Annotated in this window: 21 protein-coding genes and 1 pseudogene; 10 read left to right on the forward strand and 12 right to left on the reverse strand. The window is 38.4% G+C overall.

What is annotated here, in order from left to right:
- Nucleotides 1-232 precede the first annotated feature (232 nt).
- The gene (locus MMB68_RS08905; RefSeq protein ID WP_277548590.1) at nt 233-1,222 is read right to left on the reverse strand and encodes a DUF4003 family protein; all 990 of its coding nucleotides are present in this window, start codon (nt 1,220-1,222) and stop codon (nt 233-235) included.
- Between the two features lie 143 nt (nt 1,223-1,365).
- Nucleotides 1,366-2,151 carry a glucose 1-dehydrogenase gene (gdh, locus tag MMB68_RS08910; protein ID WP_277548592.1) on the reverse strand — a complete coding sequence of 262 codons (786 nt, stop codon included), beginning with the start codon at nt 2,149-2,151 and terminating at the stop codon, nt 1,366-1,368.
- A gap of 440 nt (nt 2,152-2,591) precedes the next feature.
- Here gdh and MMB68_RS08915 point away from each other — a divergent pair, with 440 nt between their 5' ends.
- Nucleotides 2,592-3,218 carry a nitroreductase family protein gene (locus tag MMB68_RS08915; protein ID WP_277548593.1) on the forward strand — a complete coding sequence of 209 codons (627 nt, stop codon included), beginning with the start codon at nt 2,592-2,594 and terminating at the stop codon, nt 3,216-3,218.
- Nucleotides 3,219-3,281: 63 nt separating this feature from the next.
- Nucleotides 3,282-4,586 (forward strand): aldehyde dehydrogenase, encoded by a 1,305-nt coding sequence (locus tag MMB68_RS08920; protein WP_277548594.1) that lies wholly within the window; start codon nt 3,282-3,284, stop codon nt 4,584-4,586.
- Nucleotides 4,587-4,622: 36 nt separating this feature from the next.
- Here MMB68_RS08920 and MMB68_RS08925 read toward each other — a convergent pair whose 3' ends face one another.
- From MMB68_RS08925 to MMB68_RS08940, 4 genes are all read right to left on the reverse strand, one after another.
- Nucleotides 4,623-5,993, reverse strand: a complete 1,371-nt coding sequence (locus MMB68_RS08925) for a DUF2254 domain-containing protein (protein WP_277548596.1) — start codon at nt 5,991-5,993, stop codon at nt 4,623-4,625.
- Nucleotides 5,994-6,209: 216 nt separating this feature from the next.
- The gene (locus tag MMB68_RS08930) at nt 6,210-6,983 is read right to left on the reverse strand and encodes a TPM domain-containing protein (RefSeq protein WP_277548597.1); all 774 of its coding nucleotides are present in this window, start codon (nt 6,981-6,983) and stop codon (nt 6,210-6,212) included.
- Entirely contained in the window at nt 6,983-7,552 is a 570-nt protein-coding gene (locus tag MMB68_RS08935; RefSeq protein WP_221785459.1) for a LemA family protein, read from the reverse strand. The genes MMB68_RS08930 and MMB68_RS08935 overlap by 1 nt, the downstream gene beginning before the upstream one ends.
- A gap of 316 nt (nt 7,553-7,868) precedes the next feature.
- Entirely contained in the window at nt 7,869-8,111 is a 243-nt protein-coding gene (locus MMB68_RS08940; RefSeq protein ID WP_221812748.1) for a spore germination protein, read from the reverse strand.
- A 220-nt stretch (nt 8,112-8,331) separates the two neighbouring features.
- On the opposite strand from MMB68_RS08940, the gene MMB68_RS08945 reads away from it, so the two are divergent.
- The 3 genes from MMB68_RS08945 (at nt 8,332) to MMB68_RS08955 (ending at nt 10,429) form a co-directional block, all read left to right on the forward strand.
- Complete coding sequence (locus MMB68_RS08945; RefSeq protein ID WP_013058076.1) at nt 8,332-8,649, forward strand: winged helix-turn-helix transcriptional regulator; 318 nt, start codon at nt 8,332-8,334, stop codon at nt 8,647-8,649.
- Between the two features lie 30 nt (nt 8,650-8,679).
- Nucleotides 8,680-9,315, forward strand: coding sequence for an FMN-dependent NADH-azoreductase (locus tag MMB68_RS08950; RefSeq protein WP_221812749.1), 636 nt, complete (start codon nt 8,680-8,682; stop codon nt 9,313-9,315).
- A gap of 478 nt (nt 9,316-9,793) precedes the next feature.
- Complete coding sequence (locus MMB68_RS08955) at nt 9,794-10,429, forward strand: FMN-dependent NADH-azoreductase (protein WP_221812750.1); 636 nt, start codon at nt 9,794-9,796, stop codon at nt 10,427-10,429.
- A 60-nt stretch (nt 10,430-10,489) separates the two neighbouring features.
- Here the strand turns inward: MMB68_RS08955 and MMB68_RS08960 are convergent.
- Nucleotides 10,490-11,029, reverse strand: a pseudogene (locus tag MMB68_RS08960) (GNAT family N-acetyltransferase).
- A gap of 198 nt (nt 11,030-11,227) precedes the next feature.
- On the opposite strand from MMB68_RS08960, the gene MMB68_RS08965 reads away from it, so the two are divergent.
- The 4 genes from MMB68_RS08965 (at nt 11,228) to MMB68_RS08980 (ending at nt 13,531) form a co-directional block, all read left to right on the forward strand.
- Nucleotides 11,228-11,437, forward strand: a complete 210-nt coding sequence (locus MMB68_RS08965; RefSeq protein ID WP_221812751.1) for a hypothetical protein — start codon at nt 11,228-11,230, stop codon at nt 11,435-11,437.
- A 4-nt stretch (nt 11,438-11,441) separates the two neighbouring features.
- Nucleotides 11,442-11,954 (forward strand): LPS export ABC transporter periplasmic protein LptC, encoded by a 513-nt coding sequence (gene lptC, locus MMB68_RS08970; RefSeq protein ID WP_221812752.1) that lies wholly within the window; start codon nt 11,442-11,444, stop codon nt 11,952-11,954.
- A 179-nt stretch (nt 11,955-12,133) separates the two neighbouring features.
- Nucleotides 12,134-13,027, forward strand: coding sequence for a tyrosinase family protein (locus tag MMB68_RS08975; protein WP_221812753.1), 894 nt, complete (start codon nt 12,134-12,136; stop codon nt 13,025-13,027).
- 294 nt (nt 13,028-13,321) lie between these two features.
- Nucleotides 13,322-13,531 carry a YjcZ family sporulation protein gene (locus tag MMB68_RS08980; RefSeq protein WP_372452358.1) on the forward strand — a complete coding sequence of 70 codons (210 nt, stop codon included), beginning with the start codon at nt 13,322-13,324 and terminating at the stop codon, nt 13,529-13,531.
- Nucleotides 13,532-13,588: 57 nt separating this feature from the next.
- Here MMB68_RS08980 and MMB68_RS08985 read toward each other — a convergent pair whose 3' ends face one another.
- The 5 genes from MMB68_RS08985 to MMB68_RS09005 all read right to left on the reverse strand — a co-directional run bounded on the left by MMB68_RS08985 (nt 13,589) and on the right by MMB68_RS09005 (nt 16,575).
- Nucleotides 13,589-14,566 (reverse strand): ring-cleaving dioxygenase, encoded by a 978-nt coding sequence (locus tag MMB68_RS08985; RefSeq protein ID WP_221812754.1) that lies wholly within the window; start codon nt 14,564-14,566, stop codon nt 13,589-13,591.
- 214 nt (nt 14,567-14,780) lie between these two features.
- Nucleotides 14,781-15,404 carry an FMN-binding negative transcriptional regulator gene (locus MMB68_RS08990; RefSeq protein ID WP_277447515.1) on the reverse strand — a complete coding sequence of 208 codons (624 nt, stop codon included), beginning with the start codon at nt 15,402-15,404 and terminating at the stop codon, nt 14,781-14,783.
- 261 nt (nt 15,405-15,665) lie between these two features.
- A complete protein-coding gene (locus MMB68_RS08995) occupies nt 15,666-16,043 on the reverse strand; it encodes a hypothetical protein (RefSeq protein WP_277548631.1) in 378 nt (125 codons plus the stop codon).
- Between the two features lie 23 nt (nt 16,044-16,066).
- Nucleotides 16,067-16,240: a glycine zipper domain-containing protein gene (locus MMB68_RS09000; protein ID WP_221785451.1), complete on the reverse strand. Its 174-nt coding sequence runs from the start codon at nt 16,238-16,240 to the stop codon at nt 16,067-16,069.
- A gap of 167 nt (nt 16,241-16,407) precedes the next feature.
- Nucleotides 16,408-16,575, reverse strand: coding sequence for a hypothetical protein (locus MMB68_RS09005; protein WP_277447512.1), 168 nt, complete (start codon nt 16,573-16,575; stop codon nt 16,408-16,410).
- Between the two features lie 209 nt (nt 16,576-16,784).
- Between MMB68_RS09005 and MMB68_RS09010 the strand changes: the two genes are divergently transcribed.
- Nucleotides 16,785-17,360 (forward strand): CBO0543 family protein, encoded by a 576-nt coding sequence (locus tag MMB68_RS09010; protein ID WP_277447511.1) that lies wholly within the window; start codon nt 16,785-16,787, stop codon nt 17,358-17,360.
- Nucleotides 17,361-17,445 lie beyond the last annotated feature (85 nt).

Here is a 17,445-nt window from a genome sequence, read left to right on the forward strand (position 1 = left end):
TAGCTGTTGATTGGAGGGCAAGGCGAAGACTCCTGCGGGGAAAGCGGAACAGATGAGACCCCGCAGGAGCGTAAGTGACGAGGAGGCTCAGCGGCTGCCCGCGGAAAGCGAAGCCTTGCACGGAAATCAACAGCGGTCTTATAAGCGGTTCAGCTCATTTATTCCATTGGTTCATCTTTAGGTTAGATTCATGTAGTTATGTCCCAGCCTCTTTTTATAACCGTTTCATTTATCAAGTAGTAGTCGTAGTAGCAACCGCTGAAGTGCTCGCAATAACCGCTAGCATAGCTGCTTGCTGAGCTTGAATAATCGTTTCAATCGTTGTATAGATGCCTGTTTCGACCAGTCTAGAATCCTGCAGCTTTTCACTGATAACCAAATTAACCGCCAGCATAACATTGATGTCTTTCTGCCATTTAAAAAGTTTGTCTGCGTTTAGCTGTTTCACTACTTCATAGATAATTTCAATTTCAGCTTCCGGTTTTTCAAACAATGCTAATAAGCCAATGACCGGGTAATGCATCGATTTCACTTTGATACCTGCCGATTCACAGGCTTCTTTTACTGATACGCACCTTTCAATAAGGGTATCTCCATGTAAGTTTTTATCGATTGAAAGAATATGACTTAAAAATTGAAGGTCATTTCCTTTTTTAAATCCATACTGCGCCAATGTCGTATAGAAGTGTTCAATTTCATGCATCAAATCATCAACAAATTCGCTCGTTTCAGCTAATAGCACAGCAAGAGGTACATCACCGCTTGATGTAAGGAAGAGATGCTTTTTTTTCATGCCTTGATAAATTTCTACTGACCTTCGAACCATTTCTTTATGACTTCGACTTGACTCATTCGACAGCATAGCCGAAGCTGCGATATACGTAAATGCGCCTCTCGTAAATCCGCCTTCTACCAATTGATCATATACATCCAGAAATTCATGAAACGTTTCTTTTGGATTCTCATAGCGAGTATCTAGCATGGCTGCGATCGTAAATCGCTGCGATGATTTTAACGTAGAAAACATCCCTACTTGATTTTTAATATAGTCACTTAACTCCACATAATCCTGAAGCTCGAGAGATTTACCTTTCACTGCATACATAGAAGCGATAGCCATAAACTGCTTGTGATCTGCCACTTTCCATTTCAGTTCATTTTTTAAGCTGATATAAAAATCTCTATACTGATTTACTTTTTGTTGAATCGTTTCCGGGAGCATATCAACACGTCCTTTATTTGTCGTTAGCTTATATACGTAACACTTCAATAAAAGTTTCAATATTCGGAAAATGTCCTATGCATTTATTACATACAAAAAAGACCCCGGAATATTCCGAGGTCTTTTTCGTTCAGTTCTATCTATTAACCTCTTCCCGCTTGGAAAGAAGGATATTTTGTCATACCGCCATCAGCAAATAGTGTAATACCTGTTACGTAGCTTGCTTGTGACGATGCTAAGAATGCTGCAACTGATGCGATTTCTTCTGGGTTGCCGATATAGCCCATTGGAATCATGCTTTCTACGTCTGCACGCTGTTCTGGATCTGCGAATTTTTCAGCGTTGATTGGCGTATCGATTGCACCTGGCCCAATGTTATTTACGCGGATACCTTTTGGCGCATATTCAAGAGCCAATGTTTCCGTCATTAGTTTCATGCCGCCTTTACTTGCTGCATAGTGAACAAATAGTGGCCAAGGAATCATTTCGTGAACGCTGGACATGTTAATAACGTTTCCTTTAACGTCATTTTCAACAAAATATTTAATCGCTTCGCGGCTTCCTAAAAATGCGCCTGTTAAGTTTGTATCGATTACTTGATTCCAGTTTTCTAATGATAATTCATGTGAAGGAACTGGATTTTCAACACCAGCATTGTTAATCATAACGTCTAATGTGCCAAACTCTTTAACAGCTGTTTCTACAAGATTCACAACATCTTCTTCTTTTGTTACGTCGCCTCGAACAATAATTGCTTGACCGCCAGCTTGTTCAATTTCTTTTTTTACTTCTAGTGCTTCGTCTTCATTGCTGCGGTAGTTTACAACTACTTTTGACTGCTCTTGACCAAAACGAACGGCCATTGCGCGACCCAATCCTTTTGATCCGCCTGTTACAACTACTACTTTATCTTTTAAATCTGTATACATCTTGAAGTCCTCCTACTTTTCCTGCGTGATATGTCTTGCTATACTGTACTAATTATAAATACAGTTTAGGTTTTAAAAAGAGAATAAACACTTTTCTATCTCTTCTTTCTCAAACTGTCATTCATTTAAAAAGTAACAAATTCACTTTTGTTCTTTTCTGTTACTTATCGTAACCAATAGAGATAAAGTAGTCAAACTTTTTGTTTTATCATTTCTTTTTTCCTTACTCTCTTTATAATTGTTTGTTCCCTGGAGAATGAGTCTTCACACTTCCAATTAACACCACTTCAAAAGTTTAAACTTTTTCCCTTGCAATTCTTAAATCAATGTATTATATTGTTGATGTATCAATTATTGATATGTCAAACAATTGTCCACAATCAAAAATATGGAAATGATAATAAATAAGTTTAACGCCTAAAAAGAAAGGAATAATGACTATGACTACAAAAGACTTTAACGAAATTGCATTAAAACGTCGTTCAATTAAAAAATATGATCCTTCAGTAAAAATCAGCCGTGAGGAAATGGAGGAAATTCTTACAGAAGCTATGCGCGCTCCTTCTTCTGTTAATATGCAGCCGTGGCGCTTTGTTGTAATTGAAACGCCGGAAGGAAAAGAAAAGCTAGCTGAACTTGCGAAATTTAACAGTGAACAAGTTCATACATCTTCAGCGGTTATCGCCGTGTTTGGTGACATGAACAACTTTGAATATGCAGATGAAATTTTCGGCAAAGCAGTAGAGCTTGGCTATATGCCTCAGGATATTAAAGAACAGCAGCTAAATTTCTTTAAGCCGATTTATGAAAACATGCCAAAAGCAGATATGAAAGACATCGTGCTGATCGATTCAGGTCTTGTGTCTATGCAGCTTATGCTTGTGGCTCGTGCTCACGGATATGATACAAATCCAATCGGCGGATACGAAAAACACTTAATCGCAGAAGCATTCGGTCTAGATAAAGAACGTTATCTTCCAATTATGCTTATCTCAATCGGTAAAGCAGCAAGCGAAGGCCATGCTTCTTACCGTTTACCGGTCAATACGGTTACAACTTGGAAATAAGCAGCAGCTAGTTCTATTTAATAAATAAAGAGCTAAAAATGTGAAGTAAAAGGAGACTTTCTGATGAACAACTATCAAGAACTTACAAAAAAACAGCTTTCATTCTTTAATAGCGGTAAAACAAAAGAAGTTGCGTTCCGTATCGAAACGCTAAAGAAATTAAGAGAACTTGTTGTGCGTCATGAAGACGACATTTTAAAAGCAGTAAAAGCTGACCTTAACAAACCAGAATTTGAAGCAAAACGTGCGGAAGTTGGTCTTGTGCTAAGCGAAATCGACTTTGCAGTTGAGAATCTGGCAGAATGGGCAGCGCCAAAAGAAGTAGAAACACCATCTACTCACGCAGGAGCAAAAAGCTACATTTATCAAGAGCCATACGGTTTAGCTCTAGTGATTGCACCTTGGAACTATCCGTTCCAACTTGCTGTATCACCAGTAGTAGGCGCGATTGCTGCAGGTAACTGCGTGGTGTTAAAGCCTTCTGAATTAACACCTCATACGTCAAGCCTTCTTGCTAAGATGTTTAATGAAAACTTCCCTGAAGAATACTTGACGGTAGTCGAAGGTGAAGTGGAAACAAGCACGGCTTTATTAAAAGAAAACTTTGATTACATCTTCTTTACAGGAAGTACAATGGTCGGCAAAATTGTAGCAGAAGCTGCAGCTAAACATTTAACGCCTGTTACGCTAGAACTAGGCGGAAAAAGTCCTACAATTGTACACGAAGATGCTAATATTGAAGAAGCAGCCAAACGCATTGCGCGCGGTAAATTTGCAAATGCTGGTCAAACTTGCGTAGCGCCAGACTACATTCTTGTTCAGCGAAATGTAAAAGACGAGCTGCTAGCTAACCTAAAACAAGTCGTAACAAACACGTACGGCGAAGATGTTTCACAAAATCTAGACTTCCCTCACGTAGTGAGCGAAAAGCATTTTGATCGCCTTAACAGCTTCTTAACAAACGGAGATATCGTTTTTGGAGGCAAAACGGATCGTTCTCGTCTGTTTATTGAGCCAACTGTTCTTGACAACATCTCATGGGAAGACGATGTGATGCAAGATGAAATCTTTGGACCAATTCTTCCAGTCATCGTATACGATGAAATCTCAGAAGTAATCCAAGCAATCGTAAAACGTCCAAAACCATTGGCACTTTATCTTTTTTCTGAAGATGAAGCAGTCCAAGATCACATCTTAAACAGCGTGTCATTTGGCGGCGGTTCTATTAACGATACAATTAACCACATGACGTCTCACTACCTTCCATTTGGCGGCGTTGGTGACAGCGGAATGGGTGCGTATCACGGAAAAGCAAGCTTTGATACATTTTCACATGCAAAAAGCATCTTAAAGCGTTCAAATAAATAAAGAAAAAGCCGAAGTCAGCGCCTGACTTCGGCTTTTTTATTCCTTCATTTGTTTGGCGATTTGGTCATATTGCTCTTCTTTTTTTGTAGAAACCGCTAAATCACAAAGAATATGTAAAAAGTACTTTTTATCTTGAACAAATAAATACTCTTCTTCAAAGCCTTTAGAAATGTATACGGCAAACTCCCAAATATCGTCGTAATAAGCCGGTCCAATGGCCTCAGCGAGATTTCCGAGCGTTTTGAGCAGCTCCATCGTAATGATGATATTCCGTCTCGCATAGTGCCGGATATTAGCGAATCCATCATATAAAAAGTCCTCAAACTTTTTGTCAGGGATCACCATTCGTATCACGCCGCTGTCATCCACTAAATAAGAAGAAAATTGACTAGCTTCACAAATTTCCCGAAGAATATCGCTAATTTGATGAATGGAGTTAACCGCCGTTTTGAAATCATCATTCCCTAGTGATTTAACTGCCATCTCTACAAACTTCGTAATGATATACGTCGTGTCTTGAATATCAGTCTGAGATTTCCCTACATGGATATATTGGTGAAAGACGGTACAGTCCATTTCATCGTGCTCCGTCGAATCTCTATGCCAATAGTAAAACAATACGGTTCCGCTGAGCACATAATCCCCTACTTCACGCTCCATTTTTATCACTAAATTATGCTCTTTGGCACAGTGAATCAATTGGCTGTAGTTCAGCGTTTGAATATAGCCGGATGTTTGAATACATACCGGCTTTTTCTCTCCTTGTGGAAAGGAAAATTGTTCGCTATGACTAGACTGCGTTCGATGAATCTCCAGTTCCTCGCGAATCGTTGTTTTAATCGCTTTTATGGACGCTGTTTTCATCGATTGAGTCATATGATTTACTTGCAGCCACTTAACAGAATGATTAATGAAGTAGACAAACGTGCCCGCACTAAAAACAGACAGGGCTGTCGTCACAAACGGAATCGCAAAATATCCGTCTACTTGAGAGCTGTTTAAAAAAAGAAAGACAAAAAGTGTATACAAAAAACTCCCTATAAAAATACCTAAAATTCGCTGAGTAGACTTAGAAGAAGCAAAGTTTTTTAACACGCGAGGAGAAAACTGAGCTGCAAATGATGTAAACACAACAAGCATTAAATTAAAGGTAAATGTGGTAATCGATAGAATCCCGGGCATAATCGTACTCACTAACGTATTCGTTAAATCCATGTTGATTGAAAAAAATGACGGAACCTTCTCTCCTACTTTGCAATAATAGTCAAGAAACAGCGTCAGTGCAGCTAAAAGAACAGAAAAGAAAGCATAAATTAAGGGACTAAACCAGATTTGACTAGTTAACTCATCTTTAAACGCACGAGGAGAAAGCTGTTTCCTTGCAGCTATCCATCTAAATGTATTCATATAAAACCTTCCTTTTTATTTGTAAATCTCTAACTTTTTTCTTAGTTCCCTAATTTTTTTTGATTATGCTTATACAATGGAAAAAATCTATTTTTTAGCTATAAACATACAAACAAAAAATCCGAACGCGTTGGATTCTCAATCAAGAATCCATCTCGTTCGGATCTGCTTTCAACTAACCTAATTTTATCTCAGCCTCTTTTTACTCTTATCTGTTTACCAGCCCCGGTTCGCTCCGCCGCCTCCAGAGCTGCCGCCTCCACCTCCTCGAGGACCGCTTCCACTGCCGCCACCTCCGCCGCCTCTTCCTCCAAACATCACAAGGAAGTTTAGAAGAAATTGCGTAATTGCTCCTTTAAAAAAGACGAAGTCAATGATAAGTAAGCCCACAATAACGGCTGCAATCAGCAGCGTTTGAAGGGTTGTGAAATGAACACCGCTATCAGAAGGAGGAGCTGCTTTTGGCACTTTTTGTTCAAAATCTGTTCCTAAATCATACTCTTTTACGACTTGGTTATAAACAGCTTTGTATGTGCTTTCTAGCGCCGTATCGTATTTTCCGTTTTTTAAGTTAGGAATAGCATAAGAGTCAATGATTTCTCCAGATTTGATATCGGTGATAGCTCCTTCTAACCCATACCCTACTTCGATTCGAATTTTTCGTTCTTTTTTAGCGAGCAAAATAAGAACGCCATTGTTCAGCTTTTTATCACCAAGTTTGTACTTTCGAAACGCTTCATTTGCGTACTCTTCTACATCCGAATCACCTAATGAATTCACCGTAAGAATCGCTACTTGAGCTTTCGTTTCATCATCTAACTTTCTGCCCATTTGATTGATATCCGCTTTTTCCTGGTCATTTAACAGATGAGCAAAATCTTGAACGTAAATATCGCCTACCGGATTTGGGATATCAGGTGCAGCAAAAGCAACGCTTACCGTATTACATAAAAGAGATAATAATAAAGCAAACGAAGCAAGAAATTTCATCACTTATCGCTCCCGAAATCAACTTTCGGCGCTTGTTTTTCTTCATTTGTTACTTCAAAATATGATTTTTCATCAAACCCAAACGTGCGCGCGAACATGTTTTTAGGAAATCCCTTAACGGATTTATTATATTTTGCAACTTCATCATTATAGTCTTTACGCGCTACAGCGAGTCGATTTTCCGTTCCTTCTAAGCTATCCATCAAGCTTCTGAAGTTTTCATTTGCTTTTAAATCCGGATACTTTTCAACCACTACAAGCAGGCGATTTAATGCGCCGCTTAATTGCTGATCCGCATCAGCTTTATCTTGAGGCGTTTTCGCTCCCGCTAGCTGCGCTCTTGCCTGAGTGACTGAATCAATTGCTTCCTGTTCATGCTTAGCGTAGCCTTTTACCGTTTCCACTAAGTTAGGAATTAAATCAGATCGTCTTTTTAGTTGGTTATCCACTTGGGAAAATTTATTATCTACATCTTCCTCTGCGCTAACGAGGCCATTGTAAGAGCTTACTCCGTAAATTACAATGAGCACTAACACAACAATCGTAGCGATCAAACCTTTGTTTCTCAATGTATTACCTCTTTTCTTCATCAAAATTATGTATCTATTTACTAGTACGAATCATACCCTAAAAAGATTCATTTTTTGCCAATTTTATTAAGGTTAAACAGATGAACTAGCATTATAATGTGTCTAGAGCGCTTCTTTTTATAGTTTCTCCTCTTCCTTGCACATGTCATACCTTACCACCTTTTTATCACTAATATAAAGGAATTAGTTTTATCGTACAACAATGAAAAAGTTCAGAAGCTTGTCCAGTATGCGCCTAGAAAAAAGACAAGCTAACAAGCAGCTTATAACCTTATCTGGTATAAGCTGCTCATTTCTATATCTGATTGCCATATGCGTTATCAACATTCGCAACAGCGGTTTGATCAAATATATCTGCATCCATATTTGTGTTTTTCATTCGCGCACAAGCAGCTGAAATGTCTCCGTATGTTGAATTGATTCCAACAGATTTAACATCTGCCGTGTGTCCGTTGTGAAGCACTTCTCCAAAATTCATTGACCCGTTTCTTGCCATGCCATTAATTCTTGTGTTACAGATATTAATAACTCCTGCCATGACCATACCACCTTTTCTTCAAGTGAATTCGTACATCGTATGCTGTGACAAGCCTATGTGTGAAAAGTTTTCAAGAAGCGAATAGCAAGGTACAAATACTAGTGAAATTATTCAATTTCCCCTGCATCACCCAAAGTTTCCACATGTTTTTACGCTTTTTCTGTTACAATAAATGCATAAGTTATTTTTCATCCATATTGTTTGAAGGAGGATACGTAATATGGACGAACCAAAAGATATTCAACCTAAAGTAGAAAAGAGTTTTGAACTTATTGGAAAGAAGTGGACAGGATTAATCATTTATGTACTGATGAGCGGTCCTAAGCGCTTTAGTGAATTAAATGAAAGTATACCAGCCTTAAGCAGAAGGCTTTTGACAGAACGCATTAAAGAGCTTGAAGACCACGGAATTGTTGTCCGAAATGTCATTCCGGACCGCCCTATTCGTTCTGAATATTCGCTGACTCAAAAAGGAACAGAGCTAGGCAAAATATTAGGGCCGATTAGCCAGTGGGCAGAAAGCTGGGTCCAAGATTAATAAAACTACTCCATAGAAAGGATGAGCATCATGGCAAATGTTCTCTATATTACTGCACACCCTTTAGCTGAAGACGAATCACTTAGCATGGCTGTTGGGAAAGAATTTATTGACGTGTATAAACAAACACATCCAGAAGATGATGTGGTTCATTTAGATTTATATCAAGCAGATATTCCATACTTAGATGCAGACGTATTTAACGGCTGGAAAAAGCTTCGTTCTCACTCTTCCATCCAGGATTTATCAACGGATGAACGATTAAAAGTGGGACGATTAGCTGAACTAGGCGGACAGTTCGTACTCGCTGACAAATATATTTTTGTCACGCCAATGTGGAATTTCTCCGTTCCTGCGATTATGAAAACGTACATTGATGCGATTACCGTGTCAGGTAAAACCTTTACATATACAAAAGAAGGCGCTCAGGGATTGCTTAAAGGAAAAAAAGCGATTCACATTCAGTCTCGCGGAGACGTGTATTCCGAAGGCCCTGAAATGGCAAGAGAAATGGGTCATCGCTATTTAGAAATTATGATGGACTTCTTTGGAATTGAAGCCTTCGAAAGCATTATTATTGAAGGCCAAGTAAAGTTTCCAGATCAAGTTCCGCAAATCAAAGAAAACGCCATCCAAAAAGCCCATTCAATGGCCAAGACGTTTTAAATTCAATAGAAATCAAAAAGACCTCGAAGCAGATCGAGGTCTTTTTCTTTACCCTTCCCTCCTTTATATTTCCCTTGAAATAATCCTCTCCTTCCTGCTCGTTTCACGCTGAAAATAGGTTTAAAGGAAAGATGAAACGCTGCGTTTTTTTGTTACTATTCATAACGTAGGTTATGTAAATATATGTTTTCTTTTTTAAATTATTCACTTTCAAAAAAAGATATTTATTTTCAAATCATAACATTTAAAATCGTACCGCAAGACTTCTAAACCCTTTTTTTAAAAAGGGTTTAGGCATAAAAATAGAAAATATGTTATCAGCAAAAAAAGTTTTAAAAATGATAAAACCCAATAAAAAACCTTTGACTAAATTTATTACGTAAGTTACTATTAATAACGTAGTAGATGTTTTCGAACATATTATCTTTAATTCATGAAACAACATTTATATATTGAAGACGGAAAGGTGAAAAAAATTATGGCAAAAGTATTATATATTACAGCAAACCCTAACGATGCTACGCAATCATTCAGTATGGCTGCGGGAGACGCATTTATTAATGAGTATAAAGAAGTAAATCCAACGGATGAAGTAGTTCACGTTAATTTATATCAAGAACATATCCCTCACATCGACGGCGATGTATTCAGCGGATGGGGCAAACTTGGAAGCGGCGCAGAATTTGACGCGCTTACTCCTGAAGAACAGCGTAAAGTTGCTCGCTTAAACGAGTTAAGTGACCAATTTGCTCAAGCAGACAAATATGTATTTGTTACACCAATGTGGAACTTCTCATTCCCACCAGTGATGAAAGCATACTTAGATGCTGTAGCAGTAGCTGGAAAATCATTTAAATATACAGCAGAAGGTTCTGTTGGTCTATTAACAGATAAAAAAGCGTTCCATATTCAAGCAAACGGCGGTATTTATTCTCGCGGCCCTGCTGGTGAACTGGAAATGGGTCACCGCTATATGCGCATTATGATGAACTTCTTCGGCGTTCCATCTATCGGAAGCCTATTTGTAGAAGGACAGGCTGCAATGCCAGATAAAGCACAAGAAATTAAAGAAGACGGCATTGCTCGCGCTAAAGAAGCTGCACGTACGTTCTAATAACAAATATAAGCATAAAAAAAGGAACATCTCCCCGTGTTCCTTTTTTTATGCTTGCAATTATATCTTTGCTTCCTCGCGCAGCAGCGAATAAACATATGTATCAAACGGGATATTGTTTTGGTACAGGTACTCTCTTAACGTCCCTTCTTTTTTAAATCCTACTTTGCTTAACAAAGCGCTAGATCCGCTATTTTGCGGAAATACAATCGCTCATATACGATTTAATTGAAGTTCATGGAAGCCATAAGAAATCGCTTCATGAACGGCTTCTATTGCGTATCCTTTGTTCCAATACTCCGGAAAAAGAGCATAGCTTACGTTTGCTTTCTTATGCCCAGGAGACCACTATTGAAACCCTATTGTTCCAATCAGCTTCTCTTTTCCTTTTAGCTGAATCCCCCATTTAATTAATTGCTTTTCTTCGTATTCTTTGGAAAAATTCTTAATGATCTCCTTCACTTGGTTGATCGATTCTAAAGCTTCTTGCCCGTAATAGCGCAGCACCTCTTCATCAGAAAAGCATTCTAAAATTTCGCCCGCATCATCTTCTACAATTTTTCTTAATATCAGCCGTTTTGTCTCTAATTCCGGAAACATTTTCTTCCCTCTTTTCTGCGCAGCTTATCTATCTACTGTAAACCATACTATTCTCCTCTCAACTAGCAATATCCTGCTAAAACCTCATCCAGGAGGACTCATTTCCTATCCAAATAGTCGATTTACAGCGGAGATAGTGGTATTTTATATAGTGGGCATAAGTTGCTTTTTATCAACACAGAGGCGGTGAACTCAGAAATGAACCAAGATAAAGAATTGCTGTCTACGATACACGCTCTTCAAAAAGAGCTGCAGCAAGAAAAAGAAGACCGTGCGTATATGCAAAAAGATATGGACGAACTAAGAAGCGCTTTATTACAATCAGAACAAGTAAAACAAAACTTAATTGATCAGCTAGAAAAGAAAGTTGATTTGATTTTAACGTTGATTCAAAAAGGAGACGCATAAAGGAATGGATTTTTTTAAAAACAGCAAAATACTATACACTATTGTAGCACTTGTGATTGCCCTCATCGCTGTATTTACCAACAACTCGCCGATTTCCCTCATTCAGCAGCATGAAAATTCAAGCAGTACATCGAGTAGCACATCGGACGCTACATCAAGCAACGAGTGCTCAGCCGAGACTCAAAGCGACAGGTTATTTACCGGCAAAGAACTTGTTTTACAAGAAGGAAATGATAAATACGGATATTGTCACATCGTCGCTCATATGCAACAACCAGGCGCAGACAATTACCACGGTAAAAGCCAGTTCAGCAAATATTTAAATGAAAAACAAGCGATGTCGATTGCTGAAGAAGTGATCAATGAAGGTGACGACGGCACCAACAATAAATCTGGCAACTACGTTAAAGAAAAGTATATTAGTTCTTTAAACCAAGAAGTTAGAGTTGTGTATACCGACTACAGAGGTAAAGACTACGACTACAGCGTAACGACTATGTATCCAATTGGTCATTAATAATACTACAGTGAAAAAAAGCAGGCGCATGCCTGCTTTTTTTGATTTTACCTCTATTTAAGATTTACACCTTTAAAAAAGTCTCTGTAAATTTACAGTCGCACTTTTACCTCTTGGACATATTTTAAATATAAAAAAGAAACAGTCCCTTGCTTGTTTTTTTAGAAAGAGGTTAAAAAATGAGTAACAAATACAGAGTTAGAAAAAACGTATTGCATCTTACCGTCACGGAAAAAAGAGATTTTATTCGTGCTGTGCTAATACTAAAGGAAAAAGGAATATATGACCGCTATATAGCCTGGCATGGCGCAGCAGGTAAATTTCATACGCCTCCGGGCAGCGATCGAAATGCAGCACATATGAGTTCTGCTTTTTTGCCATGGCATCGTGAATACCTTTTACGATTTGAGCGTGACCTTCAGTCAATCAATCCAGAAGTAACGATTCCTTATTGGGAATGGGAAACGGATGCACAAATGCAAGATCCATCACAATCAAAAATTTGGAGCACAGATTTTATGGGCGGAAACGGAAATCCCAAAAAAGATTTTATCGTTGATACCGGTCCGTTTGCAGCTGGGCGCTGGACGACGATCGATGAGCAAGGAAATCCTGCTGGAGGGTTAAAACGTAATTTTGGCGCAACGAAAGAAGCACCTACACTCCCTACTCGAGATGATGTTCTTAATGCTTTAAAAATAACTCAATATGATACGCCGCCTTGGGATATGACGAGCCAAAACAGCTTTCGTAATCAGCTTGAAGGATTTATTAACGGGCCGCAGCTTCACAATCGTGTACATCGCTGGGTCGGCGGACAGATGGGCGTTGTTCCTACTGCTCCAAATGATCCGGTTTTCTTTTTACACCACGCAAATGTAGATCGTATTTGGGCTGTATGGCAAATTGTTCATCGCAATCAAAACTATCAGCCGATGAAAAACGGGCCTTTCGGTCAAAACTTTAGAGACTTCATGTATCCTTGGGATACAACTCCAAAAGATGTTATGGACCATCGAAAGCTTGGGTACGTATACGATATAGAATTAAGAAAATCAAAACGTTCATCATAAGCATTTCTAGAAACAGCGGTATACAATCAAAAACAGGTAACCCCCTTCCCTTCTAACATAGCTCCAAAAGCCACAAACACCGTAAAACTCACCGCTTTATCTCCCCATTCAGCATAAAATATAGTTAATTAACCATAATTGGGCTGTGAATAAGCTTCATATAAGGACCTTGGAACATATGAATAAGTTATCAAAGCTTTATAAAAGTTTTATAAACGAAGGGAAGATATTAAAATGCATAATAACGTAAACGCACCTTTTAGTTCTAATGAAAACATGCCGTTCTCACCTGCTATGGCTCACCACGCCTACACTGCTCCTGCTTATGATCATATGATTCCACACTGCGGATATACAATGCCGGACTATGGATATATGGTTCCTGAATGTGGATATAGCGTTCCTTGCCACAGAGGTAGTGGTTTTGCCATTATCATCGTACTGTTTATTTTACTCATTATTATTGGTGCATGTGGTTTCAATTTCTGCCACGATGAGTGTTAACCCAAAAAACTCCAGTACAAACACTGGAGTTTTTTCATATCTTAATCGCTGCAAACCTTATAGCGTTTCATCTAAATCTAGCGGTCTCAGCTTCTCTTCAATTTCTTTGCGCTTAGGTTCTAAAAATGGAGGCAGTGCTAATGTTTGCCCCATCGTTTCAAGCGGTTCATCGGTCGCAAACCCAGGTGTGTCGGTTGATAATTCAAATAAAATGCCGTTTGGTTCTCTAAAGTATAGTGCTTTGAAATAGTATCTCTCTACTTTACCGGAATTCGGCAGGCTGTTTTCGTTTAACCGACTTGCCCACTTGTCGTATTCTTCTTCATTTGGAACACGGAAGGCAACGTGATGAACGCCACCGCGCCCCAGACGAACTTTTGGCAAGTCAGGTCTTGTTTCAATATGAACTTCGGCTCCGCTTCCGCCTTCACCTGTTGCATAAACCAAAATATCCTCTTGATTTTCTACAAAAGATGGATAAGAGCTCACGTAGCGAAATCCCATAATGTTTGTCAGTACGTCAACCGTTGGGTCTGCCGCGCCTACCGTTAGCGTAACTGGCCCTAATCCGATAATCGCATGTTCTAACGGAATATCTTCACGCTTCCACGGGACGCCGGCTCTTACGCCTTTTTCACCGTTGTCTGCGACAAGAAGCAAGCGTGTGCCTTCAAAATCTTTAAATGCTAACGTGTCACGATTAGCTCTTTTAGCTATTTCTTCATATTCTACTCCGTACTGCTCAAAGCGCTCTTTCCAAAAGTATAAAGAATCCGTACTTTTAACACGAAGCGACACGGTTGAAATGTCAGATGCACCTTCATGTGTTCTTGCAAGCCCCGGGATATCAAAAAACGTTACTTCCGTTCCTGGCGTCCCTTCTCCATCTGCATAAAATAGGTGGTAAGACTGCGTGTTATCTTGATTCACCGTTTTTTTTACTAATCGCATGCCTAACACTTTGGTGAAAAACTGATAGTTTTTCTCAGCTTTCCCCGTCAAAATAGATACATGGTGCAATCCTAACAATTCCATTTTCTTCGCCTCTTTTCATAATATATACGCGTTTTAAATCCCAACGAAAATATCTTTAAATAAATCATCTTTAATTAAAGATAATTTTAAAGGATACACAGCCTATTTGTCAATAACAAGAAAATAGTTGTGAATATAATAAAAAAGAAACTAAACGCACCGTTAGCTTCTTTTTATTTTGCCTTAATGAGTGTATTATCTTTTCAAATAGATCTTACTTTTTAAGTACATGCTGCACATTTTGTTTCATCAGCTCGGCCACTTTTTGTTCATTCTCACGAGACGTCTGCTCTAACTTTTCGATGACTAGCTGCTGTCTTTCTACTGAATGATTTTGACTTAGCTTTTGCTTGCCTTCCATGTTTGTAATATCGATTTTAAATCCAACGATTCCTTTACTTAAACCATTTATATAAGCAGAATCAACTTCATTTACTGTATATGTACTCTTCGGGCTTTCATACTTCGCTACCATCTTGCTCAGCAGTCCAAGCAGCTCTTTAGGTTCTTCAATCATTTTCATCGTGCCATACACGTGAACAGCTTCGTAATTCCATGTCGGCACAGCTTGATTCGTTTCATACCAAGACGGTGAAATGTAGCAGTGAGGCCCTTGAAACACAACTAAAATTTCTTGATTTTCAGCATCTTTCCACTGCTGATTCGGACGTGCAAAATGCCCGGATAAAGTTCCTTCTTTACGGTTTAGCATCAGAGGCAAATGAGTAGCATAAGGCTTTTCGTGATGATACGAAAATAGAGTAGCAAATCCATTATCTTCAATAAAATCATACATGATTTGTTCATCATTCATTTTGAAATGCTTTGGAATATACATAGGCGCTTCTCCTTTATCTTTTATTTAATCAAAGATACACTACTTATACGTGTTTGCAACAGCGTCAGTTATGAACTTTTTAGGGAGGTCAGCAACTTATGAATCGATTTTTTATGAAGTTTATGCTACACTGCTGTGATGTAAACCGCTGATTTTTATACATTATTATTTAGCACATGATGCAATTAAATATCAGTTCACTGAACAAGGAATTGAGAAACAAAAAAAGAAGCGCTCGTTTAAAGCAGCTCCTTTTTTTGTTCATCTATATAATTGAGGATTTTTTTCTCTTTTAATAGGTCCACCTTTGGCCATATGCCACTCAATGACGCGGTCGGTTAAGCGATCATATACATCGTCTTCCAAATACGGATCTTCTGTAGAAGTGAGCAAGATGTGAATATCAGCTTTTATTTCTGCTAAAACAGCTGAGCTAAATACCGCAGGGTCATTTAATACGTCTAATATATATAACACCAGCATCTCAAATCCTTTATCCCAATTGGCATTTCCGTTGCCTTGGGCTTCACAGCGAAGCTTTTCAATAGCTCGAATGACCTCTCCTTCTACAACATCCGACTGCCCGCTTTTCGGAACATGTTTTAACCATATTTCCTTTGCTTCGTCAAAATATTTCATTCTCTACTCCTTTCTTCAGAACTTTATTCCTTTTTGCTTCTTTGATTCATTGCCGTTCCAAACACAACGCCTAATGATGTCCCAATCGCAATACCAAACCCGATATTATCCATTAACATTCCAAGAGAAGCCCCCATCGCAACGCCCAAGCCTAATCCTACTCCTAGATAATCAGTAGCTTTCTTTTCTTCAGACAAAAAATCACTCCTTTTTGCTACCATTTTATTTATACCTTTTATACGTAAAAAACACATGAAAAGTTTCATAAAAATGGAAACAAAAAAAGCAGTCACTTTAACTGCTTTTTACATAATTAGCTGATGAACAGCTTCTCCGAGCATTAAAATAGACCCCAGTATGCAGATTACCCGAATACATACATCGTTTTACGTGCAAACTGCTCAAACGATATGCCAAAGCATTTTTTAGCTATCCAGTACAGGTGGATAAGAAGCCCTCTAATCCGGACCGGCTTCATTGATTCATCAGATAATGATCGAGATAAAGAAAGGGTGATTAACCCTGCCATCATAAAAAAACTGCTATCGCTATGTGTAAAATAGAACTATCCATCCGTTCCCTTCTTTTTCCTTTTTTATACCTATTATTTTAGCATAAAGGCACGTGAAAATGGACGTGCAGAAAAATACAAACAACTCAACAGGGAAAGGTATCCAAACCTTAAGAAAAGGGCAGTTTAAAAATAAAAACACTTTTCTTACTTAAAAAGGATGGATCACGTTGACAACCAATCAAAAGGAATATCTTGAAAAAATACATAGCATACAGGAAAACCTCTCCAAAACGTGGATGGACTATTGGCACCACTACTCAAGTCCAAGCTCTTGGCAGTTTTGGGTGACCTTAGGCGCTTTTATCTTACCTTTAGTCATTCTCTATTTTTTAATTGACCGAAAAAAAGCCTTTCACTTAGGGTTTTATGGATTTAACGTACACGTTTGGTTTCACTATAGTGATACCGCTGGCGTTTATAACGGGCTTTGGACGTATCCTTATCAAATGAATACCGTTATACCCGTAAGCTTTAGCTTAGATGCTTCGCTTATTCCCGTTGCTTTTATGCTACTTTATCAATGGACACTCAATCATCATAAAAATTATTATTTATATGCAACTACTCTTTGTTTGTTTTTTGCTTTTATTTTTAAACCATTATTAACAGGAATTGGCTTTTTCCAGCTGCATGAATGGGCTACTTACGGTTATTTATTTGTATTTTATCTCGGTGTCATACTGCTATCAAAATGGATTACCAATCTGTTTCTTTATTTTGAAAAACAGCATTCAATAAGATAAGTGTCCTCAATAAAAAACGTAAGCATCTTCAAAAGACCTTACGTTTTTTGGCTTGTTTTCTTCACTAGTTGTCTGCTGCCTCAAA

It is taken from the genome of Priestia sp. Y58 (genome assembly GCF_029522095.1).
Lineage (GTDB): Bacteria > Bacillota > Bacilli > Bacillales > Bacillaceae_H > Priestia > Priestia megaterium_E.

Excerpts from the sequence above, each read along its gene's own strand:
- MMB68_RS08905 (WP_277548590.1), bottom strand. The coding sequence starts at position 1,222 with ATGCTCCCGGAAACGATTCAACAAAAAGTAAATCAGTATAGAGATTTT.
- gdh (WP_277548592.1), bottom strand. The coding sequence starts at position 2,151 with ATGTATACAGATTTAAAAGATAAAGTAGTAGTTGTAACAGGCGGATCA.
- MMB68_RS08915 (WP_277548593.1), top strand. The coding sequence starts at position 2,592 with ATGACTACAAAAGACTTTAACGAAATTGCATTAAAACGTCGTTCAATT.
- MMB68_RS08920 (WP_277548594.1), top strand. The coding sequence starts at position 3,282 with ATGAACAACTATCAAGAACTTACAAAAAAACAGCTTTCATTCTTTAAT.
- MMB68_RS08925 (WP_277548596.1), bottom strand. The coding sequence starts at position 5,993 with ATGAATACATTTAGATGGATAGCTGCAAGGAAACAGCTTTCTCCTCGT.
- MMB68_RS08930 (WP_277548597.1), bottom strand. The coding sequence starts at position 6,983 with ATGAAATTTCTTGCTTCGTTTGCTTTATTATTATCTCTTTTATGTAAT.
- MMB68_RS08940 (WP_221812748.1), bottom strand. The coding sequence starts at position 8,111 with ATGGCAGGAGTTATTAATATCTGTAACACAAGAATTAATGGCATGGCA.
- MMB68_RS08945 (WP_013058076.1), top strand. The coding sequence starts at position 8,332 with ATGGACGAACCAAAAGATATTCAACCTAAAGTAGAAAAGAGTTTTGAA.
- MMB68_RS08950 (WP_221812749.1), top strand. The coding sequence starts at position 8,680 with ATGGCAAATGTTCTCTATATTACTGCACACCCTTTAGCTGAAGACGAA.
- MMB68_RS08955 (WP_221812750.1), top strand. The coding sequence starts at position 9,794 with ATGGCAAAAGTATTATATATTACAGCAAACCCTAACGATGCTACGCAA.
- MMB68_RS08965 (WP_221812751.1), top strand. The coding sequence starts at position 11,228 with ATGAACCAAGATAAAGAATTGCTGTCTACGATACACGCTCTTCAAAAA.
- lptC (WP_221812752.1), top strand. The coding sequence starts at position 11,442 with ATGGATTTTTTTAAAAACAGCAAAATACTATACACTATTGTAGCACTT.
- MMB68_RS08975 (WP_221812753.1), top strand. The coding sequence starts at position 12,134 with ATGAGTAACAAATACAGAGTTAGAAAAAACGTATTGCATCTTACCGTC.
- MMB68_RS08980 (WP_372452358.1), top strand. The coding sequence starts at position 13,322 with ATGGCTCACCACGCCTACACTGCTCCTGCTTATGATCATATGATTCCA.
- MMB68_RS08985 (WP_221812754.1), bottom strand. The coding sequence starts at position 14,566 with ATGGAATTGTTAGGATTGCACCATGTATCTATTTTGACGGGGAAAGCT.
- MMB68_RS08990 (WP_277447515.1), bottom strand. The coding sequence starts at position 15,404 with ATGTATATTCCAAAGCATTTCAAAATGAATGATGAACAAATCATGTAT.
- MMB68_RS08995 (WP_277548631.1), bottom strand. The coding sequence starts at position 16,043 with ATGAAATATTTTGACGAAGCAAAGGAAATATGGTTAAAACATGTTCCG.
- MMB68_RS09005 (WP_277447512.1), bottom strand. The coding sequence starts at position 16,575 with ATGATGGCAGGGTTAATCACCCTTTCTTTATCTCGATCATTATCTGAT.